This is a genomic window from Actinoplanes utahensis (assembly GCF_016862455.1).
In the GTDB taxonomy this organism is placed as follows: Bacteria; Actinomycetota; Actinomycetes; order Mycobacteriales; family Micromonosporaceae; genus Actinoplanes; species Actinoplanes utahensis.
The window spans coordinates 1-26,205 of record NZ_BOMZ01000079.1 but is presented as its reverse complement, the minus strand read 5'-3'; the positions used below and the strand labels follow the sequence as shown (position 1 = coordinate 26,205).

The window sequence follows — 26,205 nt, the reverse complement described above, 5'->3', positions numbered from 1 at the left end:
CGAATCGCTGTCACCACGGTGTTGAAGCGACGCCTGAAAAAGGCCCGGGAAATGCGGTGCGGGATTTCGTACGATATCGCGCATGCCCAGAATGCTTGTCACCGGTGGCGCCGGATTCATCGGGGCCAACTTCGTCGCCCACACGCTGGAGAACCATCCCCGATACGAGGTGGAGGTCCTGGACGCGCTCACCTACGCGGGCAACCGCTCGAGCCTGGCGCCGGTCGCCGGGGCCGTCGCCTTCCACCACGGCGACATCTGCGACGCCGAGCTCGTCGACCGGCTCGTCGCCGGCAGCGACGTGATCGTGCACTTCGCCGCGGAGTCGCACGTGGACAACTCGCTGCACGACCCGGCGCCGTTCGTGCGCAGCAACGTGCTCGGCACGTTCACCCTGCTGGAGGCGGTGCGCCGGCACGGGAAACGGTTCCACCACATCTCCACCGACGAGGTGTACGGCCACCTGCCGCTGGACGGCGGGAAGTTCACCGAGACCACCGCCTACGACCCGTCGAGCCCGTACTCGGCCACCAAGGCGAGCTCGGACATGCTGGTGCGGGCGTGGGTGCGCTCGTACGGGGTGGCCGCCACGCTGTCCAACTGCGCCAACAACTACGGCCCCTACCAGCACGTCGAGAAATTCATTCCGCGGCAGATCACCAACATCCTGGAAGGCGGCCGGCCGAAATTGTACGGAGCCGGCCTGAACGTCCGCGAGTGGACGCACGTCGACGATCACAATGCCGCGGTGCACCTGATTCTCGACAAGGGCCGGATCGGTGAGACGTACCTGATCGGATCCGGTGACGAACGCAGCAACGCCGAGGTTCTCGGCACCGTTCTGGAACTGCTGGGACAGCCGGCCGACGCGTTCGATCACGTGCCCGACCGGCCGGGGCACGACCTGCGGTACAGCAACGACACCACGAAGATCCGTACCGAGCTCGGCTGGCGCACCCGGTACGACGACCTGCGCGCCGGACTGGCCGCGACGATCGACTGGTATCGGGAGAACGAGTGGTGGTGGCAGCCCCTGAAGGCCGCCACCGAGGAGCGTTACCGGGAGTTGCGGCGGTAGGCCCGCTCGCCGAACCAGATCGCCCCGTCCAACAGCACACACAGCCCGATCAGGAGCATCCCGTACGAGCCGTGCGCCGAGGCCCCCGCCGCCGCGAACAGAACCGCCGGCGGCAGGGTGCCGGCCACCGCGCCGATCAGCACGCGCCGCCACGTCATGGACCGCGTCATCCCGGCGGCGACCGCGGTGGTCTCGGCCAGCACCGGCAACGGCCGGGTCAGCGCGATCATCAGGACGCCGTGCGAGCGCAGCCGCCGTTCCAGCGCCTCCGGGGCGCCCGCCCGGCCACCCAGCCGGCGGCCCAGGCCGAAGGCGATCATCGTGGACCCGGCCGTCGCCGCCCAGGACAACCCGGCGCCGGCCGGCAACCCCAGAACCGCCCCCAGGAAGATCATCACGACGCTGGACGGCACCGGCAGCGCCACGTCGGCGAGCAACAGGGCCACGCCCACCAGCGCCGCCCACGGCGCCGGCCCGCCACCGGCCCAGAAGTCCTCGGCCAGGAACGGCGGATCGAAATGCTCGACCACACCGAAGCCGGCCAGCGAGATCACCGCCACACCGGCCGTCAGGGCCAGGAACCGCCGCTGGTCGCCGTGGTCCACCCGGCTCGTCACCATCGTGTCGTCACCGATCCTCTCGATCTCGTTCCGGCGGTTTCTGACGATCCTGCGCGGGGCGGAGAGCGACAACGACTTTCGGGCCTGGCCTAAACCCCGACGCCGGAAGGGGTGGGGTACCCCCCGAGGACGTGTGGGGTAGGGGGCGCCGCGAGTGGGGTACGCACCCGCGGAGGGCCTCAGTAACGTCCGTCGGCAGAGAGCAAAACATCGACGGGGGTGGACGCAATGAGGATCGTCTTCTCGGCCGAGGGACTGGCGCGTGTTCGACTGCTGAGCACGCACGATCCCGTCTCCGAGACCATTTTCGCCGCGCGTCTCTTCAGTCGCAGCGCAGGCGCCGCACTGTTCGACCGATGGCGACGCTCGGTACGGGTTCGGCTGGGCCACCCCGCGCAGCAGATCGGTCCGATGGCCCAGCAGATGCGCCCGGTCGCCGAGCTGTTCCGGATCCCGTTCGGCGACGGCGACACCGGCACCCCGACGAACACACTGCTGCGGCGCTTCCACGACACGGCGGTCGCCCCGTACCGGCAGGCGATGTCCGCCTTCCTGGAGGCGGACCGCACCACCCGCGGCAACATCATCCTCACCTCCGGGGTGGACGGTTTCCTGCGCAGCCTGCACCCCCTCGCGACCTGGCAGTTCCCGGTCCTGGAGATCCCGAACGGCTCGGACCGGACGATCCGCGTCGACGAGCGCGGCCTGCTGGTGACCCCGTCGCTGTTCCACTTCGACCGGCCGGAGGTCTTCGGTGCCAACGCGGGCCCGGACGGCGGCCCGCCGGTGCTGGTCTACACCCCGCCGGTGAACAGCGAGACCGCGGCCCGGTTGTGGGACGCCGAGGTGCACAGCGAGCGGGCGCTGGCCGCCCTGCTCGGGCGGACCCGCAGCCGGCTGTTGGCGGCGCTGGCCGGCGGCTCGTCCACCACCGAGCTGGGCCGGCGGCTCGGCGTCTCCGCCGCGTCGGTCAGCCAGCACACCGGCGTGCTGCGGGACGCCGGGCTGATCACCACGCAGCGCCGGCAGAACACCGTGCAGCACAGCCTCACCCCGCTGGGCGCGGCCCTGGTCGACCGCGCGGTGCCGCGCGGCCCGGTGGCGGTCGCCGGACCGGCCCTGCTGCGGGCGTCCTGACCCCTTCCCTTCCATGAGGAATGCCGCGCGGGCCGATGCCCGCGCGGCATTTCCTCGTCCTGTGCATGGTCCGGGGCGTACCGCAGTCCTGCGTATGGGTTTCGGGCGCGTACCGGGGTCCCGCGTATGGCTTTCGGGCGCGTATCGCGGTCCTGCATGTGGCTGCCGGACGCGGACCGCGCTCCTGCATGTGGCTTCCGGGGGCGTGCCGCGGTCCTGTGTGTGGATTCCGGGCGCGTACCGCGGCCGGAAGCCACACACGTTGCTCCTGGTCAGAGCAGAGCGGCGACCCGGTCGGCGCCGGACAGGCCCCACTGGCGGGCGGTCCCCAGGGCCGGCACGTCCCGGACGCCGATCTCCGCCACCGGGGCGCCCGCCGGGCGCACCACGATCGCCTCGCCGGTCCGCAGGTCGCCGGTGAGCACCCCGGGTGCGAGCTGCCGCACCGCGACCGGACGGCCGGCGTCGTCGCGGACGTCCACCTCCCCGGCGATCCCGTGCCGCAGCACCAGGGGTCGCCCGGCCTCGCTGCGGACCCGCACCCAGTCGGTGCGGCCGTCGCTGCGCGACGCGTCGACCACGAACGATCCGGGCGCGCGCAGCCCGCTCACCGAGGCGTCGCGCCACTGCTCGGGCAGGGCCGGGAAGAGGTCGACCACGTCGTCGGTGTCGGCGGAGAGCAGCAGCCGCATCGTCACCTGGGCGGCCTCGAACGTCGCGCCGGAGTGCGCGGCGCCGCCGCCGGAGAAGAGCGCGGCCGACGAGAGCCGGGTGCCGGCGTGCTCGGTCCCGTCCAGGACCCGGTGCAGGTGCCCCAGCGCCTCGCCGGGCGCCCGGGTCCCGGCCGCCATCGCGGCTGCCGACAGGTAGGAGCGGCCGTCCCACGCCTCCGGCATCGACGCCCAGTGCTCCAGGCTGCGCCGCATGACGGCCCGGTCGTCGGCGCGCGCCCACACCTTCTCCCCCAGCGGGTGCATCCACAGCAGGTGCGCCGGGCGCGGCTGGGAGGCGGAGAGCCGGACACCGGCGCCGATGAGCACGCCCGTCTCGTCGGTGTGGTACGGGGTGAGCCGGTCGAGCAGCGCCCGCCAGCGGTCCCGCTCGCCCCCGGCCGGATCCACCGCCGCGGACTGCTCGAGCCGGCCCGCCGCCCAGCGCAGCAGTGCCAGGTCGTAGGTGGCGTCCTCCACGTCGCCGTACCCGGGCGAGTAGGTCATCGGCAGGTGCAGGCGCCCGTCGGCGCCCGGGACCAGCGAGTCCTCGTAGTGGATCACGGCGCTGCGCAGCATCGGGCGCAGCACGTCGCGCAGCACCCGCTCGCCGGCGCCGTACCGGTAGCTGTCCCACAGCTCCGGCAGGTTCCAGGCGAGGATCGGGTTCTCCGCGTCGCCGGCCTTGAGCCCGGCGCCGGGCATCGCGAACAGCACGTGGTCCAGGCCCTGCGGCCAGCCGCCGTCCCCTGCGGCGGAGACTGCGGGGTGCCGTTCGAGATGGTTGACCGCGCTCAGGATCGACGGGGTGTCCAGACCTCCGGCCGCGTCGCTGCGGGCGGTGCTGGCGGCGGTGTAGACCTGCAGCCAGTGGAAGCGCTGGAGGGTCTTGTCCGGCACCGAGACGAAGCTGCCGCCGTAGTAGCGGTGCCACCAGTCCCGGTGTGTGGTCAGCAGCTTCCGCGGGTCGCCGGCCGGCAGTCCCTTGGGGTCGCCGAAGAACAGCCAGCGGCGGCCGCCCTCCCACCGGTCGCGCCAGCCGAGGCCGGCGGTCGCGCCGTCCGCCGCGGGGGCGGCGTCGCCCCGCTCGCCGCCCCGCGGGTCGAGGCCGGCCAGCAGCGTGCCGGTGCCGTGCGGCACGGTGAGGGTCAGGCCCACGTTGCCGCGGGTCGTGGTGACGGTGCCGGTGAGCTCGGCGTTCCAGGGGTTGAGCTGCCACCGTACGGCGGTCAGGGTACCGCTGAGGGGAAGGGTGAAGCGGGCCGCCGGGCGGTCCCAGCCGACGCCCGCGCCGCTCAGCGCGAAGACCAGTCCGGTGCCGTCGGCGGTGGTCCACACCTGGGCGGTCAGTTCGCCGTCGCCGAGGACCGGGGCGTCCGCCCAGCCGGTCGGCGGCCGGGTCCACAGCATCGTCGCGTCCCGGACGGCGGCCTCGCAGGGGTCGCCCGCGGCGCCGCCGGCGGCCGTCGCCGGGGTGACGCCGTTCGCCCAGGCGGCGCCGCCACCGGCCAGCTGGGCGCCGGCCGTCGCGGCGAAGCCCGCGGCGGCCAGGCCTCTAAGGAATACGCGTCGCTCTAATCCTGGCATTCGTCTCTCCTCGACGGGCGGCGCCGGAGCACGGCGCCTAACGGTTCTTGATGAATTTCTGGAGTGCGTCCGCGGCCGTGCCGGCGCCGTCGAGGCGGCGCATCGGCTCGGCCAGCTCGGCGAGCCGGGTGGCGACCTCGGGGTCGGCGGTCAGCTGCCGGGCCGCGTCGAGGAACGGGGTGCCGCCCGCCGGGCGGCCGGGTGTCACGGCCACGCCGAGGCCGGTCAGTTGCGCGGCGATGCCGATCTGGTCGTACGCCCGGGGCACCGCGATCATCGGCACCTCGTGCAGCACCGCCTCCAGCGCGGAGTTCATGCTGGCCCGGGTGAGGAACACCGACGCCCGCCGGAGCAGCGCGGTCTGCGGCACGAACCGCCGGGCGACGACGTTGTCCGGCAGGTCGCCGAGCTCGGCCGGGTCGGTGCCGGCGGTGGCCAGCACGACGGTCCATTCGGTGCCGGCGAACTCGGCGGCCAGCGAGCGGAAGAACGCCGGTGAGCACCCGAACACGGTGCCCGGCGAGACGAACAGCAGCGGGCCCGCGCCGATCCGGTCCCAGGGCAGGTCGGCGTCGCCGTACGTGCTGGTGTCGTGGATCAGCGGCCCGGCGAAGTGGTAGCGGTCGCCGAAGGTGGCGTGCCGCGGCTGCAACTGCGGCGTCGCGTTGATCAGCGCCAGGTCGGCGCGGTCACGCAGCGCGGGATGGAACTGTTTCAGCAGCCCCAGCCGGCGGACCGTGCGGATCCAGCGTTCGCTGCGCCGCCGCCGCAGGCTGTCCAGCACCATGTCCTCGCTGACCGTGTAGGTCACGCTGAACGACGCCAGCGGTGTGCCCTCGGCGTGCGCGGCCATCGCGCCCCACCGGGCGGCCAGGTCGGCGACCACCAGGTCCGGCTGCCAGGACGCCCAGCGGCGGCGCAGCGCGCGGACGATCCCGCGGCGTTCGGCGATCATCCGCAGGGCGGTCCGCCGGTTGCGGCGCCGCTGCTGCTTCGTCGGGTTCTCCGGGAAGCCGGGCACCACCGTCGTCTCGATCTCGGTGACGTCGCAGCCCAGGTCGCGGAAGACCGCGGCGAACGGCGCGGCGACGGCGACCGCCACCTCGTCGCCGCGCCGGACCAGTTCGGCGGCGACCGTGGCGAGCGGGTTGACGTGGCCGTGCATCGGATAGGGGACGAACAGGTACCGCGCCACGGGGCAACCTCCGGTCGGTGGGCGGGTGGTCAGCGGACTGCCGCGACGCCGGCCAGGCGGGTCGCGGCGAACTCCTCCAGCGCGTCGGCGGCGCGCGCGCCGGGACGGCCGGCGGTCATCGGGGCGGCGAGGCGGCGCAGGGTGGCCCGTACCTCCGGATCCGCCGCCAGGCGCCGCGCGGCCGTGAGCAGATCGCCGACCGCGACCGTCCGCCCGACGACCTCGCCGACACCCAGCCGCTCCAGGTGGTCGGCGGTGCCCTTCTGGTCGAGCGAGCACGGCACGGTGAGCATCGGCACCTCGCAGCGGATCGCGTCGAGGACCGAGTTCATCCCGGCGTGGGTGAGGAAGACGGTGCTGGACCGCAGCACCCGGCTCTGCGGCACGTAGCGCCGGGCGTGCACGTTGGCGGGAAGGGCGCCGAGCTCGGCCGGGTCGGTCCGGGCGGTCGCCATCACCACCGTCCACTCGGTGTCGGCGAAGGTGTCCGCCACGGTCCGGTAGAACTCCGCGCCGCGTTCGTACACGGTGCCGGAGGAGACGTAGAGGACCGGGCCGGCGGCCATCGCGTCCCAGGGCAGGCCGGGGTCGTCGATGCTGTCCTCGCGCAGCAGCGGGCCGACCAGGCGGTGCCGCTCGCCGAACCCGGCACGGTCCGGCTGCAGCTCGTCGGTGGTGTTGGCGAGGGCCAGGTCGGCGCGGTCGCGCAGCGCCGGGTGGGCGATCCGGATCAGGCCGGTCGCGTTCAGCAGCGCCGCCACGACCGGGCCGGCGGACCGGCGGACCCCCTCGACGGCCATCCGCCGGTTGACCGCGTGGGTGCCGGTGAACGAGACGAGCGGGGTGCCGTTGCGGCGGGCGGCGGTCGCGCCCCACTCCGCGTACAGGTCGGTGATCACCGCGTCCGGCCGCAGGTCCGGCCAGCGCTCGCTCAGATCGTCGGCGAGCCGGGCCCGGCGGCGCCGGACGTCGGCGTTCGCGCGGCGGCGCGCGGACCGGGCGGACCGGTCGTCGAGTCCTTCGGGAACCGAGCCGAGGACCGGGATCTCGATCTCGTGGACCCGCGCGCCGGTGCCCGCGAAGGCGCCGGCGAACCGGGGGTCGGCGACGACGTCGACGCCGGCGCCCCGGGCGGCCAGCTCGGCCACCACCGGCACCATCGGGTCCACATGGCCGTGCATCGGGAAAGTCACGAAAAGGAATCTGCTCATTCTCGGTACCTCAATGAAATGAGGGAAGCCACCCGGCTCGATAATTGGTGCCGCAAAGCTAACATCGGCCCGGAGCGGGTGTCACCGACTTTCAGCGCTCGATGAATAAGCCGCCACCAGGGCTAAAAGACCAGCTCCCGGACCTGGTCCAGGATTGCCGGGCGAAGATCCTTGCGTCTATACATTCTCTGTCACTGAGCTCGGGGACAAAGGACTTCGCGACATGACGATTACCGAGACCGAGAGCCTGTTGGACCTTTTCGAGCCGGAATGGAGCGGGCGAACGTACGAATTCTATTCCGCACTCCGCGGGCGCAACCCGGTCCACTGGGACGACCTGATGCGCAGCTGGGTGGTGCTGTCGCACGCCGACATCGCCGCGCTCTCCAAGGACGACCGGCTCTCCGGCGCGCGGATCGGCGAGTTCCACGCCGCGCTGCCGCCGGAGTCCCGCGCGGACATGGCGCCGCTGGCCGCGATCCTGCAGGACATGATGCTGTTCCGGGAGCCTCCGGAGCACACCCGGCTACGCCGGCTGATCCGGCCGGGCCTGACGCCGCGGTTCATCCGCACCGTCCGGTCGATGATCGAGGAGCTGGCCGACGAACTGCTGGACCGGGTGGTGCCGACCGGCCGGATGGACGTCATCCACGACTTCTCCGAGCCGCTGACCCGGGGCGTGATCGCGCTGCTGGCCGGGGTGCCTGCGCACGCGGCGCACCTGCTGAAGGACTGGCGCGGCCTGCTGCCCGAGTTCTTCTCCCAGTCGTCGGCCGAGATGTCCCGGCTGACCGCCCTGCGCGAGGTCTTCGACGCCGGCGCCGAGCAGCGGCGCAGCGGCGCGGGCGACGACCTGTTCACCCAGATGATCAGCGCGCAGCTGCGCGACGGCGAGTACACCGAGGACGAGGTGTTCGCCAACTTCCTGCTGCTCATCGACGCCGGGCAGGCCACCACCACGCATCTGGTCGGCAACGCGGCGCTGGCCCTGCTGGACCATCCGGAGCAGGCGGACCTGCTGCGGCAGCGGCCGGAGCTGGCCGGCAACGCGGCGTACGAGTTCCTGCGTTACGACAGCTCGGTCCAGTTCACCACCCGGGTCGCCACCGCCGACATCGAGGTCGCCGGCCGGCACATCCGCGGTGGGGACACGGTCACGCTGGTGCTCGGCGCCGGCAACCACGATCCGGCCCGGTACACCGACCCGGACCGGCTCGACCTGACCCGCAAGGCCACCGACCACCTGTCGTTCGGCCACGGGATCCACTTCTGCCTCGGCGCGGCGCTCGCCCTGACCGAGATCGAGATCGCCATGCACCGGCTGGTGCAGCGCACCCGGAACTGGCGGCTGGAGGGCGGCGAGCCGAGCTGGCTCGACAGCGTCAACTTCCGGTTCCTGAACGCGCTGCCGATCCGGTTCGACGAGCGGAAGCCCGGGGAGGCAGCATGATCACCTTCGAGACGGCACGGACCGTGATCCTGGGCGTGGCCGCCAGCGACGCGCACGCGGTCGCCAACCAGCTCATCGACCGGCACCTGCGCGCGCACGGGTTCACCGTGATGAACCTGGGCGTCTGCACGCCGCTGACCGAGTTCGCCGACGCCCTGGACGACGAGCCGGGCGCCGAGGCGGTGCTGATCGGCAGCCTGAACGGGCACGCGTACGAGGACCTGCACGACCTGCCGACGCTGCGCGGCCGCGGCCGGCTGCGGCGGCCGGTGATCCTCGGCGGCAACCTCTCGCTCGGCGCCCACAAGCAGAGCGCCGACCTGGACCGGCTCCACCGGCTGGGCGTCGACCACATCCTGCAGGACGTGGCCGCGCTGGTGCCCCTGCTGGACATGCTGCGCACCGCCCGCGTCCCGGTGGCCCACGGTGTTTGAGCACGCCGCCCTCGAGGTCAGCCCGGCGGTGGCCGCCCGGCTGCCCGGGTGGCGGGACGTGACCGCCCACCTGCGGTCCCGGCCGGGCGGGCGGGTGGTGGACGTGCTGCGCTCCGCCGAGCGCGCCGGCCAGCCGGTGGTACAGCCGCGCTGCGGCGTCGGCGGGCACCGGGAGATGCTGGCGCTGCTGCGGGCCCTGGAGCCCGCCGGGCCGGCCGTCCTGTCGGTCACCATCGACTCGTACACCCGGCTCGGCCAGTTCGCGGAGGCCGCCCGGGTGCTGGCCGAGGCGCCGGAACGGCTCAACGGGTACCCGCTCGTCGCGCACGGCTGGCAGCGGGGCCGGGAGCTGGTGGCGGCGGTCGGCACCCCGCTCGAGGTGCGGCACGGGTCGCCGGACGGCCGGGACCTGTTCGCGACCGCGCTGGCCGCCGGGTTCACCTCGTTCGAGGGCGGCGGCATCGGCTACAACCTGCCGTACTGCAAGAACGTGCCGCTGGCCGACTCGCTGCGCGCCTGGCGGCAGATCGACGCGGTCTGCGGCGTGCTGGCGGCCGACGGCGTGATCGTGGACCGGGAGCTGTTCGGGACGCTGACCGCGGTGCTGGTCCCGCCGTCGACGAGCATCGCGGTCACCGTCCTCGAGGCGGTGTCGGCGGCCCGCGAGGGTGTGCGGTGCCTGTCGATCGCGTACCCCCAGGGTGGCGAGATCCACCAGGACGTGGCCGCGCTGCGCGCCATCCGCACCCTCACCGCCCGCTATCTCGGCGCGCACGTCGAGGTGTTCCCGGTGCTGCACCAGTTCATGGGCGCGTTCCCGGCGGACCCGGCGTGGGCGTCCGGGCTCATCCTGTACGGCGGTCTGGTCGCCCGGCTGGGTGGCGCCGCCAAGGTGGTCAGCAAGACCGACCAGGAGGCGCGCGGGCTGCCCGACGCGACGGCGAACCGGCGCGGCATCCGCACCGCCACGGTCGGCGCGTCGAGCATGTTCGGCTTCGTCGAACTCGACGAGAGCCGGGTGGCCGAGGAGCTGTCCTGGATCGAGCGGGAGGTCGCCGAGCTGGTGGAGCCGGTGCTCGGCGCCGGCGACCTGGCCGCGGCGATCGAGGAGGGGTTCCGGTCCGGGCGCCTGGACATCCCGTTCAGCGCCTCCCGGCACGCGCGCAGCAGCATCATCCCGCGCCGCGACGCCGCCGGCGCGATCCGGTACGCCGACAGCGGCGGCCTGCCCTTCTCCGCGGCCGTCCGGCGCCGCAACGCCGTGCTGAGCGACTCCGGCGGCGCCCTCCGCACGGCCGGCGGCGACGAAACCGGCGAGATGGCGGCGATGGTCCACGACATCTCGTACTTCTCCCGCCGCGACGCGGCCTGACCCCGACCCCTAAGGAATAGAGCATGTCGTATCTGGGATTCCCGCGGCTGAACTTCTCCGGCAAGTTCCAGTCGGACATCTCCACCGTCAACAACGCCCTGCGCCACTACAACAACGACACCTTCGAGCCGCGGTTCCAGCGGCCGGCGTACTTCACGTCGAAGGGCGTGATCGACGAGAACGGGCTGTTCAACCCGCGTGGCACCGGCGCGTTCCGGCTGTCCGGGCTGAGCATCCGCAGCGGCCTGCTGCCGGACGGCACGATCGTCGACTCCGCCGAGAAGGACCCGGTGGTCGGGATGGCGCTGCTGGAGGACAACCGGCGGGTGTCGGCGAAGATGGTGGACATCGACCAGCGCGACCAGACCACACCCGGCATCTACGGGCTGGGCGTGCGGATCGTCGACGACCAGGAGCGTGAGCTGCTCGCCGGCAGCGTGGAACCGTCCTGGGTGGAGGATCTGTGGCGGCGCGGGCCGGGCGCGCAGACCCCGGGCGGCACCAACGCCAGCGCCGGGCTCACCACCGTGCTCAAGGACCTGCGATGGGCCGACGACCTGTCGTCGCCGCTGCTGCGGCACCTGCGCGAGACCACCACCGGCGGGCTGCTGTCGATCCGGCTGGTGCTGGACGGCTACGAGATCGACCTGGCGGAGTTCGGGGCCGCGCACACGTACGGCCGGGTGGTCGGCAGCATCGGGCCGTACCTGCCCGGAGAGCCGCGCCGGTTCGTCGCCGGGCGGCGGCTGCGCAGGGTCAACGGCACCATGTGGGACACCCCGGTCCGGGTCGACGACGACACCCGCACCGTCTTCCTGGACGTGTCGAACAGCTGGCCGACCAGCAGCAAGGGCGGCCCGCTGACCGACCTGGGCGCGGTCAGCCTGGCGGTGCTGGACGGCGACGGCAAGCCCACGGCGCTGACGCCGCTGCCCGCTGTGGACGACAAGCTGCTGGAGGGTCGCGCCGGTGTGATCCCGGTGCCGCTGACCGCCGAGCAGTTCGCGTCGATCGCCGACAAGCGACTCGCCGTGATCAACGCGGCCGAGCCGCCGGTGGTGATCCTCTCGGAGAGCGCGGACGGCACCTGGATCCACCCCGAGGAGACGGTGCACCGGCTGTTCCCGGGCAAGCCGTACGACACCGTCACCACCGCGGTGCGGGTGACCAGGTTCGGCCGCCCGGCGCCGAACTTCGAGGTGGCCGTCACACAGCCGAACGTCAACCCGGCGCTGAGGTTCCCGTCCACCATCACCACCGACGCCCAGGGCCGGACCGAACTGACCCTGACCGCGGTGGGACCGAGCACCAAGCTCGCCATCGACGGCATCGCGACCGCCGTTCTGCTGGGCAGTCCGGCCCGTCCCGGCCAGCCCGACGCGCGGGTCGCCGCACTGGTCTTCGACCGGCACGAGGCGCCCGCGCGTCCAACGTGGAATCGCGATGTGCGCCCGATCTTCCAGCAGTACGCGAACCTCTACCCTGTGATGCGAGGTCTTTTCGATCTCGGTAACTACAACCACGTGGTGGAGCAGAAGACCTACGTCAAACGCACCCTGATGGCACCCCTCGACTCCCCGACGCACATGCCGGTGAGCCGGGACCTCTCACCTGGAAAGCGAGACATGATCGTGAAGTGGCTGGAGACCAAGCCCGTTCCGCCGATTATGGAGATCAGCTCCCGTGAGGAACTGCTCACCGTGCTGCAGCAGGCGCTGCTGCTCGAGCAGGCGGTGATCCCGCCGTACTGTGCGGCGCTGTTCTCCATCAAACCGGGCTTCAACAACGAGATCCGCCAGCTGCTGCGCGGGGTGCTGCTCGAGGAGATGCAGCACATGGCCCAGGTCGCCAACATCATCAACGCGCTGGGCGGGACGCCGGTGATCGGCCGGCCGGGCGCCGTGCCGACCTACCCCGGCCGGCTTCCCGGCCCGGTGCTGCCGGACCTCAACGTGCGCCTGCGCAAGCTCTCGCCGCAGCACGTCAAGGACATCTTCATGACGATCGAGCTGCCCGAGCACCCGAAGGTGGACGGGAAGCCGTACCACGGCGCGGTGGTCGCCAAGGGCGCGGTGAAGGCGGACAAGCAGGGCCGGGTCCAGGAGGCCGAGGCCGGCGCGATGCAGCAGGTCCAGGAGTGGTTCGGCAAGGCGGAGTACACGCCGATGACGATCGGCTGGTTCTACAACCAGATCGCCCGGGCCATCATCAAGTTCGACGACGGCAAGCTGTTCACCGGCGACCCGAAGAAGCAGGTGGCCTGGCCCGACGCGCCCACCACGCTGTACCAGGTCACCGACCGGCGCAGCGCGCTGCTGGGCATCCTGCAGATCATCGAGCAGGGCGAGGGCAGCCCGCACGACCTGGACGGCGACAACCTGGGCGACCCGGAGGAGCTGGGGCACTACTACCGGTTCGAGGAGATCGTCAAGGGCCGCCAGCTGATCCGCAACAGCAAGGGCAAGTGGGCGTACGAGGGTCCGGAGATCCCGTTCGACCCGGACGGCGTGTACCCGGTGGTCGACGACCCGGACAGCTACAACCTGCCGGACGGCTCGCTGGGCCGCCGCGAGTCGCTCAAGTGCGACGAGTCGTACACCAACATGCTGGCCAGCCTGCACCGGGTCTTCAACGGCCACCCGGAGCAGCTGGACGACGCGGTGGCGCTGATGGGCCAGCTGCAGATCCAGGCCCGCCGGCTGTACGAGATCCCGTCCGCGGAGGGTGCGTCCACGGTCCTCGGCCCGGCGTTCCAGTCGCCGGCCCCGCGCTGACACCCCATCCACACGAAATGGCCCGCCGCTCCCGGGAGCGGCGGGCCATTTCGTGTGTTCGCCGCGTGTGGAGTTCGGGCGCGGACAGCGGCCGAACTCCACACGCGGTGTGTCAGGAGGTGGTGAAGGTCCGGAGCAGGCTCTGGTTGACCAGGTCGGGCTGCTCCAGGTAGCCGTAGTGGCCGGCCTCGGCGATCACCTCGTACGTGGCGCCGGGAATGGCCGCGGCCAGCTCCCGGCCGTGCGACGGCGGAGTGATCAGGTCGTCGGCGAAGGACAGGACATGGCACGGCACGGTGATCCCGGCGTACGCGGCCCGGCGGTCCGGCATCGGCTCCAGCCGGGCCTGTGCGCGCACGCCCGGCCCGGTCTCCGGCGACAGCTCGAACAGGTCGAGCCAGTCCCGGACGGCCCGCTCGTCGTCGAGGGTGCGCGGCGACAGCGTCTGCAGGGCCCGGACCGCCGCCCGGTACTCGGGCGGCAGTTCCAGACCGGAGTCGGCCAGCAGCCGCTCCCCCTTCGACAGCGCGATCCGCATCTCGTCGCTGCGCGCCCGCGCCGCCATCAGCACGACCTGCCGCAGCAGCTCGGGGCGGGCCAGCGCGAGTTCCGCGGCGACGTACGAGCCCATCGACGTCCCGACCACCCGGCAGGGCCCGAGGTCCAGCTGTTCGATCAGCGCCACCGTGTCGGCGACCAGGTCGTCGATGGTGAACGGCGTGCCGGTGTCGCCGGCGCGCATCCCCCGATTGTCGAAGGTCACCACCCGGTGGCCGGCGGCGACCAGGGCGGGCACCTGGTGCAGGTGCCACGCCCGGCCGGATGCCGCCGACCCCATGATGAGCACGATCGGCTCACCGGCGCCCCGGTCCTCGTACGGGATCACGGCGTCGGCGGCGGTCAGCATCGGCATGGCGCACTCCTTCCACGCCGCGGGCTCACCGCGGCGCTCGCTCGGTCAGTCTGATCTGGCTCAGCACCGGCGACGCCGCGATCTCGCGCTCGGTGAAGCGGCTGGTCACCCACGTGGAGCGGGAGAACAGCCGGGTCTGGTCGGCGTGGTGCGGGGAGGTGGGGTCGGCCGACTGGGAGTACGTCAGCAGGGTGCGGGCCCGCGGCGCGCCGGTCGCGCCGAACTCCACCACCTGGATGAAGCTGGAGCCGTGGACGACGTCGACGTTGCCCGCGCCGGCCCGCCACGTCGGGGTGATCACGTTGAGCACGCCCAGCGCGTGCGGCGCGCCGTGCACCGGGATCGTCTCGCCGGCGCGGGTGACGCTCTGGTGGTCGCCGAGCGGCGCGTCCAGCGCGATGCCCGCCGACCGCAGTTCGGCGACCGCGTCGGCGAACGCCCGCTGCACCGCCGGTTTGGCGGTGGCCAGCCCGGCCGGCGTGCCGATCGGGTCGGCCGGGTCGAACGGGGTGGCCCACGGCCCGCCGGGCACCGCGCCGAGGCGGGTGGCGAACCGGGCGAACAGCAGCGATCCGCGGCTGTCGAGGCGGAACGAACGATCCCAGGCGGCCAGCACCGGGCACGCCTCCGTGACGTCGACCGGCCCGGCTGCGCCGGCGGCGACACCGTCCGGGAACGCGGCGCACATGGCGGCGGCGTCCGCGGCGGTGAGCTCGGCGACCCGGCTGTCGTCGGAGAACAGCACCCGGCTCATGGTGTCCAGGGAGAACCCGGCGCCGGGCAGGCCGTCGGCGCCCGCCAGCCGCCGCTGCGCCGACACGATGGTCTGCTGGGTCCGCGCCGACCGCTGGGTGCCGGCCGCGCCGAGGACCGCCGGGTAGCCGGTCAGCGGCTGGGCCGGGTTGGTCAGCCAGGCGCTGTCGTTGGCGTTGGCGACGTAGTCGGCCCGGGTCAGGGTGGGCAGCCGGGACGGCCCGAACAGGCCGCTCTCCACCGCGTCCGGGTCGGTGCCCCAGGCACACGCGGCGCGGCTGCCGTCCAGCACCGGCGTCCCGTTGATCCGGAACAGCTGCTGCCCCAGCGCGGTGCTGCACGCGGCGAGCCGCTCGTCGGTGACGTGCGGGACCACCTGGATGCCGCTGTAGTACGCGTTCCCGGCACGGTCGGACGCGACGGTGTTGAGCCACGGGACGCCCTGGGTGCGGCGCAGCACCTGGTCCACCTCGGACGTGCTACGGGCGGCGCCGAACCCGAACCAGGTGTTCAGCATCCGCAGGTTGCCCGCGTTGGCGTCCCGGAAGACGTGCACGGTGGCGCCCCACGGCAGGGTGACGCCGGGGATCGCGCCGATCACCGGGCCCAGTTCGGTCGACCACAGCGTCCGGGAGACCGGGGTGACCGAGCCGTCCGCCTGCTTCGCCCGCACCGTGACGGTCCGGGAGGTCATCGGCGTGGACACGCCGTCGCGCAGGTACCGGGTCGGGTCGGCGGGGTCGGTGGTCAGCTCGAACAGGCCGTACGTGGTGGGTGTGGACACCGTGTGGGACCAGGCCACGTCGCGGTTGTGGCCGATCAGCACGGCCGGGAAGCCGAGCAGCCCGGCGCCGGAGACGTTGAGCCGTCCCGGGATGGTGAGCTGGCTCTGCCAGAACCGGGCCACCCCGGACCAGCCGTAGTGCGGGTTGCCGAGCAGCACGCTGCGCGCCCCGGAGGTGCCGTCCCGCCCGGCGGCGACGGCGTTGCTGCCCCGGTCGGCGCCGCTGTCACGCACGGTGCGGGCCTGCTCGGCCGACACCGCGGGGGTGGCCGTCGGCGGGACCGGGCCGGCCGGCGGCTGCGGGGTGACCAGGCCGTCGATCACCGAGCCGCTGCCGGAGCCGATCACGAAGGCGTGCATGGCACGGAACACGTCGAGCTCGGTGATCGGCCGCACCCAGTCGGCGCCCCGGCAGGCCGGGTCGGTGAGGGCGTCCACCCCGGTGTCGCGCAGGTAGCGGTTGTACCCGGTGACGTAGCCGCGCACCATGTCGGTGACCTCGCGCTCCGGGCCCAGCGGCGCGGGCAGGCTCATCAGCCGTTCCACCACACCGCTGTCGTTGAGGTTCTGGAAATACAGGTCGCTGTTCAGCGCGGTGGTGACCCGGCCGAAATCGGAACGGGTCGGCGCGGCCGGGCCGTGGAACAGCGATCGCTGCGCCGAGACGGTGACATAACTGTCGGCGAGAATGCAGATGTTGTCCCGCGCGACGGCATATCCGTAGCCGTATCCGAGGCCACGGTGGTCGGCGGCGAGAATGTGCGGGACACCGTACTCGGTGTAGCGGACGACGGCGTGCGGACGGTCGGCGCCGGACGCGGCGGCGGGTGTCGCCACCCAGGGCAGCGCGGCGAGCAGGAACAGCACGGCCGCCGCGGGGAGGCGGCGGCCGGGCAGGGTGAACGGACGGGCCACGGAAGCGGTCTCCCTTGAGGGGTCGGGCCCCGCCCGCCGGGCGGCGGGCGGGGACGGCGGGCGTCAGGCCCGCGCCAGAGCGTCGGCCTCCATCGCCGCGATCAGGCTCTTCGGCCGCATGTCGGTCCAGTTCTCGTTGATGTAGTCCAGAGCCGACTTGCGGTCGGTCTCGGGCACCGCCACGGTCCAGCCGGCCGGCGTCTCGGCGAACGACGGCCACAGCGAGTGCTGCCCCTCGTCGTTGACCAGCACGAGGTAGGTGCCGTCTTCGTCCTCGAACGGATTGGTGCTCACCGCGCTCAACTCCTCAGATCGGAAATGCCCGTGAATTCGGTCTCGGAATCATTCAGGGAGACGGCGACGACTCGCCCGATCGCCGCGACCGATGACGGATCACTCAACATTTTATCGTGGCTGGCGTCGATGTCATGGTTCTCAATTTCTCCCTTAATATGGGGCTGCCAGGCGGCCGCGGTGAATTCGTCGCGACCGGCCGCGGCCTCGGATTTCAACGCACCGGTGAAGAACAGCAGGTCACCCAGGAACGGCTCGGGCCGATAACCGGCCATGATCCGGGAGTTGTTCAGGTAGACCCGCATGCTGTCCTTGAGGCCCTGCGCGCCCAGCCCGGCGAGCCGGTGGCCGGTGCGGTCCAGGTGCTCGGCGTACCGGGTCAGCACGGCGTCCCGGTCGGCGGCCAGCTCCCCCGGGTCGTACGCGAAGTCGTCCGGCAGCAGCGCCGCGATGATCTCCTCGTCGGTACGGTCCGGCAGCGCCTCCGCCGGGTTCGGGTACGCGTCCACGATGATCAACCGGTCCACCGTGGCGCCCCGCCGCTGCAGCTCGACCGCGGCGGCGTGCGCCACCAGGCCGCCGAACGACCAGCCGAGCAGCCGGTACGGCCCGTCCGGGTAGGCGGCCTGCACCTCGTCGGCGTAGTCGGCCGCCATCTGCTCCACCGACGCCGGCAGGGTGGCCGGCTCCGCGCCCAGGCCGCGCGCCTGCACCCCGTACAGCGGGTGCTCCGGGGGCAGGTGCGCCATCAGCCCGGCGTAACTCCAGCTGGTCCCGGACGCCGGGTGCACGCAGAACAGCGGCGGCCGGTCACCGGTCCGGCGCAGCGGCAGGATCACGCCGAACGCGTCCCGGTCGGCGTCCGAGCCGAGTTCGCGGGCGAGCGCGGCGACGGTGGGCGCCTCGAAGACGCTGCGAACCGACAGGTCGACGCCGAACGTCTCACGGATCCGCCGGACCAGGCGGGTGGCCAGGAACGAGTGGCCGCCGAGCCGGAAGAAGTCGTCGTCCACCCCGGCCGGCGGCCGGCCCAGCAACTCGCCGAACAGCTCGCTGAGGGTCTCCTCCTGCGGGGTACGCGGCAGGCGGCGCGGCCCGGTGGTGTCGACGGCGGGCAGCGCGGCCCGGTCGAGTTTGCCGTTCGCGGTGACCGGCAGGACGTCCAGCGCCACGAAGTGGGCGGGCACCATGTGGTCCGGCAGCAGCCTGCCGAGGTGCTCCGCCCAGTCCCGCCGATCCGCGCCGGGGGCGGGCACCACGTACGCCACCAGGGCCCCGTCGTGCGCCAGCACCGCGGCCCGGCTCACCCCGGGATGCCCGGCGAGCGCCACCTCGACCTCGCCCGGCTCCACCCGGAAGCCGCGGATCTTCACCTGGCTGTCGGCCCGGCCCAGATAGTCCAGCTCGCCCCGCGGGGTCCAGCGGACCAGGTCGCCGGTGCGGTACATGCGCTCCCCCGGCGGCCCGTACGGGCAGGCGGTGAACCGTTCCGCGGTCAGGTCGGCCCGGCCGGCGTACCCGCGGGCCAGGGCGTCGCCGGCCAGGTACAGCTCACCGGTGATGCCCGGCGGCACCGGCCGCAGGCTCGCGTCCAGCACGTACACCCGGGTGTTGTGCACCGGCCGGCCGATGCCGGGCCGGGCCGGCCACCCGGCCGGGTCCGCGTCCAGGACCGTGCCGGTGACCACGTGCGACTCGGTGGGGCCGTACTGGTTGTGCAGCCACCGCCCGGGCACCGCGGCGAAGAAGGCGCGGGTCGCGCCGGACGGCCGCAGCGCCTCACCGGCCTGGACGACGTCGGTCAGGGCGGGCAGGGTGAGCCCGGCGGCGGCGGCGTTCTCGGCGACGGCCTCGACCACCAGGTTCGCGGCGAACAGCTCGTTCACCCCGGTGGCGTCGAGCCAGCGGACCAGCGCCGGGCCGTCCCGGCGTACCTCCTCCGGGCAGATCTCCAGGGTGGCGCCGGTGGTCAGAGCGTGGAACGTCTCCTGCACGGACACGTCGAAGCCGGTCGGCGCGAACTGGGCGGTGATCCGGCCCGGCTCGGACGGCAGCGTGTCGCGCTGCCAGTCGAGCAGGTTGAGGATGGTCCGGTGCGGCACCACGACGCCCTTCGGCGTGCCGGTGGAGCCGGAGGTGAAGAGCAGGTAGAGGCCGGTGTCCGGATGCGCCGGGGCGAACGCGGCGGGGCCCGCCGGGGCGGGGTCGCCGAGGCGCAGCACCGGGTGGGCCACCGCCCACGGCTCCGGATCGCCGCCGATGATCAGGACCGACGGCTTCGCGGCGGCCAGCACGGCGGCGATCCGGTCGGCCGGCAGTTTCAGGTCGATCGGCAGATAGGTCACGCCGGCCCGGACGGTGGCGCAGAACGCGACCGCCTGGTCCACCGATCGGGGCAGGGCGACCGCGACGACGCTGTCCCGGGCGGCGCCGCGGGCGGCGAGCGATCCCGCCAGCCGGGCCGCCGCCCCGTCCAGCTCGCGGTAGGTGAGCGCCTCGTCGCCGTACCGCACCGCGATGGCGTCCGGGGAGGCCGCGACCTGATCGGCCAGCCGCTGAGCCAGGCCCCGGCCGTCGCCCGGCCGGTCCGCGCCGTTCCAGCCGCGCAGCACCCGGTCGCGTTCCGCGGCGTCCAGGACGTCGAGACGGCTGAGCCGGGTCTTCGGGTCGGTCGCGGCGGCGGTGAGCAGGCGCAGCAGCCGGTTCGCCAGGCTCCGGGCGGTGCCGGCGTCGAACAGGTCGGCGCTGTACTGCACGGCGCCCTGGATGCCGAGCGGCTGCCCGTCCGTGCCGGTGCGCTCGGCGAACGAGAACAGCAGGTCGAACTTGGCGGTGGTCAGGGTGACCCGTTCCCGTTCCACGGTCAGGCCGGACGACGGCGCGCCGGCCAGCGGCGGTTCGGTGTTGTTCAGCGACAGCATCACCTGGAACAGCGGGTGCCGGGACAGCGACCGGGGCGGGTTCAGCGCCTCGACCAGCCGCTCGAACGGGACGTCCTGATGGGCGTACGCGGCCAGGTCGGTCTCCCGGACCCGGCTGACCAGGTCGCTGAAGGCCGGATCGCCGGACACGTCGGTCCGCAGCACGAGCGTGTTGACGAAGAAACCGACCAGCCCCTCCAGGGCCGCGTCGGGCCGGCCGGCGACCGGGGTGCCGATCGGGATGTCGGCGCCGCCGCCGAGCCGGGACAGCAGACCGGCGACCGCCGCCTGCAGCACCATGAACAGGGTGGCCCGGCGGCCCCGGGCCAGCCCGGCGAGGGCGGTGTGCAGGGCCGCCGGCACCTCGAAGGTGACCTCGCCGCCGCGCTGCGTCCCGACCGCGGGACGGGGCCGGTCCACCGGCAGCGGCAACTCCACCGGCAGCCCGGCGAGGGCCTCGGTCCAGTGCCGGATCTGCCGGTCCAGGACCTCCTCGCCGAGGACGTCGCGCTGCCACAGGGCGTAGTCGGCGTAGCTCACCGGCAGCTCCGGCCACCGCGGTGCGGTTCCGTCCCGGCGGGCCGCGTACGCCCGGGTCAGGTCACCCGCCAGCAGCGGCATCGACCAGCCGTCGGTGGCCACGTGGTGCACCACCAGCACCAGCACGTAGTCGTCGCCGCCGAGCGTCAGCAGCCGCGCCCGGAACGGCGGGGCGCCCGCGGCCAGGTCGAAGCGGTGCCCGGCGACCTCGGCGATCGCGGCGGCGACACCGTCCGGGGCCACCTCGACGATCGCGAAGTCGGGGGCGGCGCCGTCCAGCACGATCTGCCGGGGGCCCTCGTCGTCCTCGGCGAACACGGTCCGCAGCGTCTCGTGCCGTTCGGTCACGTCGGCCAGCGCGGCGCGCAGCGCGCCGACGTCGAGGGCGCCGCGCAGCCGGATCGGCATCGGCACGTTGTAGGTGGGGCTGGGCCCCTCCACCTGGTTGAGGAACCACAGCCGGCGTTGGGCGGCGGACAGCGGGAGCCGTTCCGGCCGGGGCCGGAACGCCCGGACCGGCGGGCGCCGCTCCAGACCGTCGTCGAGGACGCCGGCGAGCGCGGCCACGGTCGGCGCGTCGAACAGCCGGCGCACCGCGAGCTCCACACCGAGGGCCGCGCGGATCCGGCCGGCCAGTTTGGTGGCGAGCAGCGAATGCCCGCCGAGGGCGAAGAAGTCATCGTCGATGCCGACCCGGGCGACGCCGAGAACCTCGGCGAACAGGCCGCACAGGATCTCCTCGCGCGGGTCGCGCGGCGGCCGGCCGCCGGCCGCGCCGTTCTGCTCGGGTTCGGGCAGCGCGCGGGTGTCGACCTTGCCGTTGGGGGTCACCGGCATCGCGTCCAGGGTCACCACGGCGCCGGGGATCATGTGCGCGGGCAGCCGCTCGGCGAGGTGGGCGCGCAGGTCCGGGTGGTTCGCGCCGTCACGCAGGACCACGTACGCGACGAGCCGTTTCCCGCCGTCCGGCTCGGCGCGGGCGATCACCGCGGCCTGCGCCACGTCGGCGTGCTCGCCGAGCGCCGTCTCGATCTCGGCCGGCTCGATCCGGAAGCCGCGGATCTTCACCTGGTCGTCGGCGCGGCCGAGGAAGTCGAGGCGGCCGTCGGCACGCCAGCGGGCGCGGTCGCCGGTGCGGTACATCCGGGCGCCGGACGGGCCGTACGGGTCGGCGGTGAACCGTTCCGCGGTCAGGTCGGGCCGGTCCACGTAGCCGCGGGCCAGTCCCGGCCCGGCCAGGTACAGCTCCCCGGCGACCCCGGTGGCGGCCAGAGCGAGCCGGTCGTCGAGGACGTACGCCCGGGTGCCGTCGATCGGCCGCCCGATCGGCGGGACGCCCGCCTCGCCGGTGAGCGGGTCGCTCATGGTGGCGCACACGGTGTTCTCGGTCGGCCCGTACGCGTTGATCATCCGCCGGCCCGGCGCCCACTTCGCGACCAGCGCGGGCGGGCACGGCTCCCCGGCCACGACCAGGGTCGCCCCGGCGGGCAGGGCGTCGTCGGGAAGCATGGCGAGGGCGGTCGGCGGCAGCGTGACACAGTCGACGGCGCGTTCGGCGAGCAGCGCGGCGAGCGGCTCGCCGGGCAGCATCCGCTCCCCCGCGGTCAGCACCAGGGTGGCGCCGGAGACCAGGGTGACCCACAGTTCGGAGCTGGTCGCGTCGAAGCTGAGCGCCGCGAACTGCAGCACCCGCCGGCCGGGCCCGGTGGCGAAGACCCGCTCCTGCCCGGCCACCAGCGCGGCCAGGCCCTGGTGGGTGACCAGGACGCCCTTGGGCTTACCGGTCGAGCCGGAGGTGTGGATGACGTACGCCGGGTGGGCCGGGCTCAGCGGCGCGTGCCGGTCGGCGTCCACCGGGTCGTGGTCCGGCCCGTCGCCGGCGGGACCGTCGTCCAGCAGCAGCACCGGGACGCCCTCGGGAGCGGCGATGTCGCCGGTGGTGATCAGGCAGGACGGCTGTGCCGCGGCGATCAGCGCGGCGATCCGGGCCGGCGGGTGCGCCGGGTCGAGCGGCAGGTACGCCGCGCCGGCCTTGACCACCGCGAGCAGCGTGGCGGGCAGCCGGGCGTCCCGGCCGAGCAGCACCGCGACCAGGCTCTCCGGCCCGGCGCCCCGCGTGATCAGGCGGTGGGCGAGCCGGTTGGCCCGCCGGTTGAGCTCGGCGAACGTCACCGATCCGCCGTCGTCGACGACGGCGACGGCGTCGGGGGTACGGGCCACCCGCTCCTCGAACAACGCGGGCAGGGTCGCCGCGGCCGGCGCCGCCGGGCCGGTGGACCACTCCAGCAGCCGGTCCCGTTCCCCCGGTTCGAGCAGGTCCGCGTCCGACACCGGGGTGCCGGGCGCGTCGGCGAGCAGCTCCAGGACCCGGGCGACCCGGTCCAGGATCCGGCGCGCGCTGTCCGGGTCGACCGCCGCGGGCCGGTGGTCGACGCGCAGCACCAGACCGGGCCCGGGCGCGGCGACGAGAGCGAGCGGATAGTGGGTGCTGTCGTGGCCGCGGACCCGGCTGGCCCGCAGGCCGCTCTCCCGCGGCGCCGCCGAGCCGGGCGCCCGCCCGCCGGGGTGGTTCTCGAAGACCGTCGGCGCGTCGAAGAGCCGCTGGTGCCCGCCGAGTCCCTGGATCTCGGCCAGGCCGAGGTGGTGGTAGGGCAGCAGGTCCAGGCTCTCCAGCTGCACCCGCCGCGCCAGTTCCCCGACGGTCTCGTCGTCGCGCAGCCGGACCCGCAGCGGAACGGTGTTGATGAACAGCCCGACCATCGTCTCCACGCCCGGCACGTCGGCGGGCCGGCCGGACACGGTGATCCCGGTGACCACGTCGTCGCGGCCGGTCAACCGGCCGAGGACCAGCACCCACGCGGTCTGCACGGCGGTGCTGAGGGTGACCCCGTGCGCACGGCACCAGCGGGTGAGCCGGGTGGTGGTGTCCTCGGGCAGCACCCGGCGCACCTGGGCGGGCAGCTCGGCGGCCCCGGTGTCGTGCGGGGCGACCAGGGTCGGCCCGTCCAGCCCGGCGAGCGCCTCCCGCCACGCGGTGCGGGCGGCCTCCGGGTCCTGCTTCTTCAGCCAGGCCAGGTACGAGCGGTACGGCGCCACCGGCGGCAGGCCGGCCGGGTCGCCGCGCCGTTCGTAGAGGGCGAGCAGGTCCCGCCAGAGCACACCGGTGGACCAGCCGTCGGCGAGTATGTGGTGCAGGGTGAGCGCCAGCCGGTGCCGCCGCTCACCGAGCCGGACCAGGGTGAGCCGGACCAGCGGCGGCCGGTCGAGGCGGAACCGGGTGGTCCGGTCGGCCGCCACGATCCGCGCGGCGGCCGCCTCCCGCTCGTCCTCCGGCTGCCCGGCCAGGTCGTGCACGGCCAGCGGCAGCCGGACCTTCTTCGGGATCATCTGCACCGGGCGGCTCAGGCCCTCGTGCCGGAACCCGGCGCGCAGGTTCGGGTGCCGGTCCAGCAGCGCCTGCCCGGCGGCCCGCAGGGCGTCCTGGTCGAGGTCGCCGTCCAGGTCGACGACGAGTTGCGCGGCGTAGAAGTCCAGCGCGGACTCGTCGTACACGTTGTGGAAGAGCATGCCCTCCTGCAGCGGCGTGAGCGGCAGCAGGTCGTCGAGCGCGGCCCTCGTCATTCGTCCGTCCCCCATTCGGCTTCGATCAGGTCGATCTCGTCCTGGCTCAGGCCGGCCAGTTCGACGTCGGACGGGCTGAAGCCGCCGCCCTCGGTCTCGGCGTGCGCGACCAGTTCGGCCAGCGCGGCGGACCAGGCGGCCGCGATCGCCCGGACCTGCTCCTCGGTCAGCAGTTCCCGCGGCCACACCCAGGTGCTCTCCAGGCACGGCCCGTCCGGGGTGTCGCGGATGATCGTGCCGACGTCCAGCGCGTGCGGCAGCGGCAACGCCGGGTCCTGCGCGCCGACGCCGGGAACGTCGAACGCCGGCGTCCAGTCGCCACCGGCCGTGCCCGAGGCCGGGGCCCGGCCCAGGTGGTTGAGCCCGATCTGGGCGTGTCCCGCCGTGGCCAGCACCGCCCCGGACCGCCGGTCCAGGTAGCGCAGGGCGCCGTAGCTGAGACCCAGGTCGGTGATCCGGCGCAGGTTCTCCTTGACGCCCTTGAGCACGATGTCGGCGGACCCGGCCGGCAACCGCACCGGGTACATCGAGGTGAACCAGCCGACGGTCCGGCTCAGGTCGACGCCGTCGATCACCTCCTCGGCGCGGCCGTGGCTCTCCAGGTCGACCAGGACCCCCTTGGGCCCGGCCAGGCCGGCGCCGTCGAGGGCGACCGCCAGACCGGCCAGCAGCACGTGGACCACGTCGGCGTGGAACGTCGAGGTGACCTCGTCGAGCACCGCCGCGGTGAGGTCGGCGGGCAGCCGCACGGTGAGGCTGCCGGCGGTGCCGGCGGTGTCCCGGGCCGGGTCGAGCGGGCGGCCGCCGAGCGGGGCCTCCGGTTCGCCGAGCACCGCGGACCAGCCGGCGAAGTCGGCCTGCCGCTGGGGCAGCCGGCTCCACTCGTGCAGCCGCTTGGCCCAGCTCCGCAGCGAGGTGCCGACCGGGGCGAGCCGGACCGGGCGGCCGCCGGCGACCGCGGCCCACGCCTCGGTGAGGTCGGGCAGCAGGATCCGCCAGGACACCGCGTCGACCGCCAGGTGGTGGATGTAGAGCAGCAGCCGGCCGGCCCGGTCCGGGCCGCGGTCGAAGAACACCGCGTGGACCAGGTCACCGCCGACGCCGAGCCGGTCCCGGGCGGCGGTGGACTCGGCGCGGACCCGGTCGGCGTACGCCGTGTCGTCCAGGCCGGACACGTCCACGTGGGCGAGCCGGTCGGCGGCCGTCACCGATCCGGGCGGGGTGACGCTCAGCGACCAGTCGGCGCCGGGTGCGCCGACCGCCCGCAGCCGCAGGGCGTCGTGGTGGTCGAGCAGGGCCTGGAGGGTGGCGGCGATCTGGTCGTGGCGGGCGCCGGCGGGGGTCCGCAGGAACCGGAACTGGTGGAATCCGTCGACCGGGCCGCGCATCTCGGCGAGCCAGCCGACGATCGGGGTCATCGGCAGGTCGCCGACGCCGGCGCCGTCCTCCTCGCCGTGTTCGTCGGCGGTCCGGCCGGCCACCGCGGCGAGTTCGGCGACGGTCTGGTTCTGGAAGACGTCCTTGGCGGAGAAGGCGAGGCCGGCCCGGCGGGCCCGGCTGGCGAGCTGGATGGAGATGATGCTGTCGCCGCCGAGGGTGAAGAAGTTGTCGTCGATGCTCACTTTCTCCAGTCCGAGCACCTCGGCGAACAGGTCGCTCAGCAGTTGTTCGCGCGGGTTGCGCGGGGCCCGGCCGCCGGCCGACTGCTCCTGGTAGTCGGGGGCCGGCAGGGCGCGCCGGTCGACCTTCTGGTTCGCCGACAGCGGGAAGTCGGTCAGGGTCACGACCGCGGACGGGACCATGTAGGCCGGCAGCACGTCGGCCACGGAGGACCGCAGGGTCGCCGGGTCGACGGCCTCGCCGGGCTCCGGGATCACGTAGGCGACCAGGCGCCGG

The 26,205-nt window shown here is 73.7% G+C and carries 15 protein-coding genes; 6 read left to right on the top strand and 9 right to left on the bottom strand.

The annotated features are described in order from the left end of the window. The first annotated feature begins 91 nt into the window (after nt 1-91). Entirely contained in the window at nt 92-1,078 is a 987-nt protein-coding gene (gene rfbB, locus Aut01nite_RS26885) for a dTDP-glucose 4,6-dehydratase (protein WP_043523693.1), read from the top strand. Here the strand turns inward: rfbB and Aut01nite_RS26880 are convergent. Beyond that, nucleotides 1,057-1,698 carry a TVP38/TMEM64 family protein gene (locus Aut01nite_RS26880; RefSeq protein ID WP_152628578.1) on the bottom strand — a complete coding sequence of 214 codons (642 nt, stop codon included), beginning with the start codon at nt 1,696-1,698 and terminating at the stop codon, nt 1,057-1,059. The two genes, rfbB and Aut01nite_RS26880, sit on opposite strands and share 22 nt — an antisense overlap. Before the next feature lie 228 nt (nt 1,699-1,926). Here Aut01nite_RS26880 and Aut01nite_RS26875 point away from each other — a divergent pair, with 228 nt between their 5' ends. Continuing rightward, complete coding sequence (locus Aut01nite_RS26875; protein WP_052163430.1) at nt 1,927-2,835, top strand: ArsR/SmtB family transcription factor; 909 nt, start codon at nt 1,927-1,929, stop codon at nt 2,833-2,835. Nucleotides 2,836-3,107: 272 nt separating this feature from the next. Here Aut01nite_RS26875 and Aut01nite_RS26870 read toward each other — a convergent pair whose 3' ends face one another. The 3 genes from Aut01nite_RS26870 to Aut01nite_RS26860 are packed head-to-tail and all read right to left on the bottom strand — an operon-like array spanning nt 3,108 to nt 7,538. After that, complete coding sequence (locus Aut01nite_RS26870) at nt 3,108-5,132, bottom strand: glycoside hydrolase family 95-like protein (protein ID WP_043523694.1); 2,025 nt, start codon at nt 5,130-5,132, stop codon at nt 3,108-3,110. Nucleotides 5,133-5,169: 37 nt separating this feature from the next. Further along, nucleotides 5,170-6,327 (bottom strand): glycosyltransferase, encoded by a 1,158-nt coding sequence (locus tag Aut01nite_RS26865; protein WP_043523695.1) that lies wholly within the window; start codon nt 6,325-6,327, stop codon nt 5,170-5,172. A 29-nt stretch (nt 6,328-6,356) separates the two neighbouring features. Then, complete coding sequence (locus tag Aut01nite_RS26860; RefSeq protein WP_083998645.1) at nt 6,357-7,538, bottom strand: nucleotide disphospho-sugar-binding domain-containing protein; 1,182 nt, start codon at nt 7,536-7,538, stop codon at nt 6,357-6,359. 223 nt (nt 7,539-7,761) lie between these two features. On the opposite strand from Aut01nite_RS26860, the gene Aut01nite_RS26855 reads away from it, so the two are divergent. The 4 genes from Aut01nite_RS26855 to Aut01nite_RS26840 are packed head-to-tail and all read left to right on the top strand — an operon-like array spanning nt 7,762 to nt 13,568. Next, nucleotides 7,762-8,988, top strand: coding sequence for a cytochrome P450 (locus Aut01nite_RS26855; RefSeq protein WP_043523696.1), 1,227 nt, complete (start codon nt 7,762-7,764; stop codon nt 8,986-8,988). Beyond that, a complete protein-coding gene (locus tag Aut01nite_RS26850; protein WP_043523697.1) occupies nt 8,985-9,422 on the top strand; it encodes a cobalamin-dependent protein in 438 nt (145 codons plus the stop codon). The genes Aut01nite_RS26855 and Aut01nite_RS26850 overlap by 4 nt, the downstream gene beginning before the upstream one ends. Continuing rightward, entirely contained in the window at nt 9,415-10,794 is a 1,380-nt protein-coding gene (locus Aut01nite_RS26845; protein ID WP_043523698.1) for a methylaspartate mutase, read from the top strand. Before Aut01nite_RS26850 ends, Aut01nite_RS26845 begins: the two co-directional genes overlap by 8 nt. 23 nt (nt 10,795-10,817) lie before the next feature. Next, nucleotides 10,818-13,568: a ferritin-like domain-containing protein gene (locus Aut01nite_RS26840; RefSeq protein WP_043523699.1), complete on the top strand. Its 2,751-nt coding sequence runs from the start codon at nt 10,818-10,820 to the stop codon at nt 13,566-13,568. Nucleotides 13,569-13,680: 112 nt separating this feature from the next. Here Aut01nite_RS26840 and Aut01nite_RS26835 read toward each other — a convergent pair whose 3' ends face one another. The 5 genes from Aut01nite_RS26835 to Aut01nite_RS26815 form a co-directional block, all read right to left on the bottom strand. Beyond that, nucleotides 13,681-14,481, bottom strand: a complete 801-nt coding sequence (locus tag Aut01nite_RS26835) for an alpha/beta fold hydrolase (RefSeq protein ID WP_043523700.1) — start codon at nt 14,479-14,481, stop codon at nt 13,681-13,683. A gap of 25 nt (nt 14,482-14,506) precedes the next feature. Next, entirely contained in the window at nt 14,507-16,933 is a 2,427-nt protein-coding gene (locus Aut01nite_RS26830; RefSeq protein ID WP_052163432.1) for a penicillin acylase family protein, read from the bottom strand. Between the two features lie 63 nt (nt 16,934-16,996). Further along, nucleotides 16,997-17,227 carry an MbtH family protein gene (locus Aut01nite_RS26825; RefSeq protein WP_043523701.1) on the bottom strand — a complete coding sequence of 77 codons (231 nt, stop codon included), beginning with the start codon at nt 17,225-17,227 and terminating at the stop codon, nt 16,997-16,999. A 5-nt stretch (nt 17,228-17,232) separates the two neighbouring features. Further along, nucleotides 17,233-24,309, bottom strand: a complete 7,077-nt coding sequence (locus tag Aut01nite_RS26820) for a non-ribosomal peptide synthetase (protein ID WP_052163433.1) — start codon at nt 24,307-24,309, stop codon at nt 17,233-17,235. Next, nucleotides 24,306-26,205 (bottom strand): condensation domain-containing protein (locus Aut01nite_RS26815; protein WP_239124615.1); only part of this gene is annotated, 1,900 nt, incomplete at its 5' end. The genes Aut01nite_RS26820 and Aut01nite_RS26815, both read right to left, overlap by 4 nt.

Excerpts from the sequence above, each read along its gene's own strand:
- rfbB (WP_043523693.1), top strand. The coding sequence starts at position 92 with ATGCTTGTCACCGGTGGCGCCGGATTCATCGGGGCCAACTTCGTCGCC.
- Aut01nite_RS26880 (WP_152628578.1), bottom strand. The coding sequence starts at position 1,698 with ATGGTGACGAGCCGGGTGGACCACGGCGACCAGCGGCGGTTCCTGGCC.
- Aut01nite_RS26875 (WP_052163430.1), top strand. The coding sequence starts at position 1,927 with ATGAGGATCGTCTTCTCGGCCGAGGGACTGGCGCGTGTTCGACTGCTG.
- Aut01nite_RS26870 (WP_043523694.1), bottom strand. The coding sequence starts at position 5,132 with ATGCCAGGATTAGAGCGACGCGTATTCCTTAGAGGCCTGGCCGCCGCG.
- Aut01nite_RS26860 (WP_083998645.1), bottom strand. The coding sequence starts at position 7,538 with ATGAGCAGATTCCTTTTCGTGACTTTCCCGATGCACGGCCATGTGGAC.
- Aut01nite_RS26855 (WP_043523696.1), top strand. The coding sequence starts at position 7,762 with ATGACGATTACCGAGACCGAGAGCCTGTTGGACCTTTTCGAGCCGGAA.
- Aut01nite_RS26850 (WP_043523697.1), top strand. The coding sequence starts at position 8,985 with ATGATCACCTTCGAGACGGCACGGACCGTGATCCTGGGCGTGGCCGCC.
- Aut01nite_RS26840 (WP_043523699.1), top strand. The coding sequence starts at position 10,818 with ATGTCGTATCTGGGATTCCCGCGGCTGAACTTCTCCGGCAAGTTCCAG.
- Aut01nite_RS26835 (WP_043523700.1), bottom strand. The coding sequence starts at position 14,481 with ATGCCGATGCTGACCGCCGCCGACGCCGTGATCCCGTACGAGGACCGG.
- Aut01nite_RS26820 (WP_052163433.1), bottom strand. The coding sequence starts at position 24,309 with ATGACGAGGGCCGCGCTCGACGACCTGCTGCCGCTCACGCCGCTGCAG.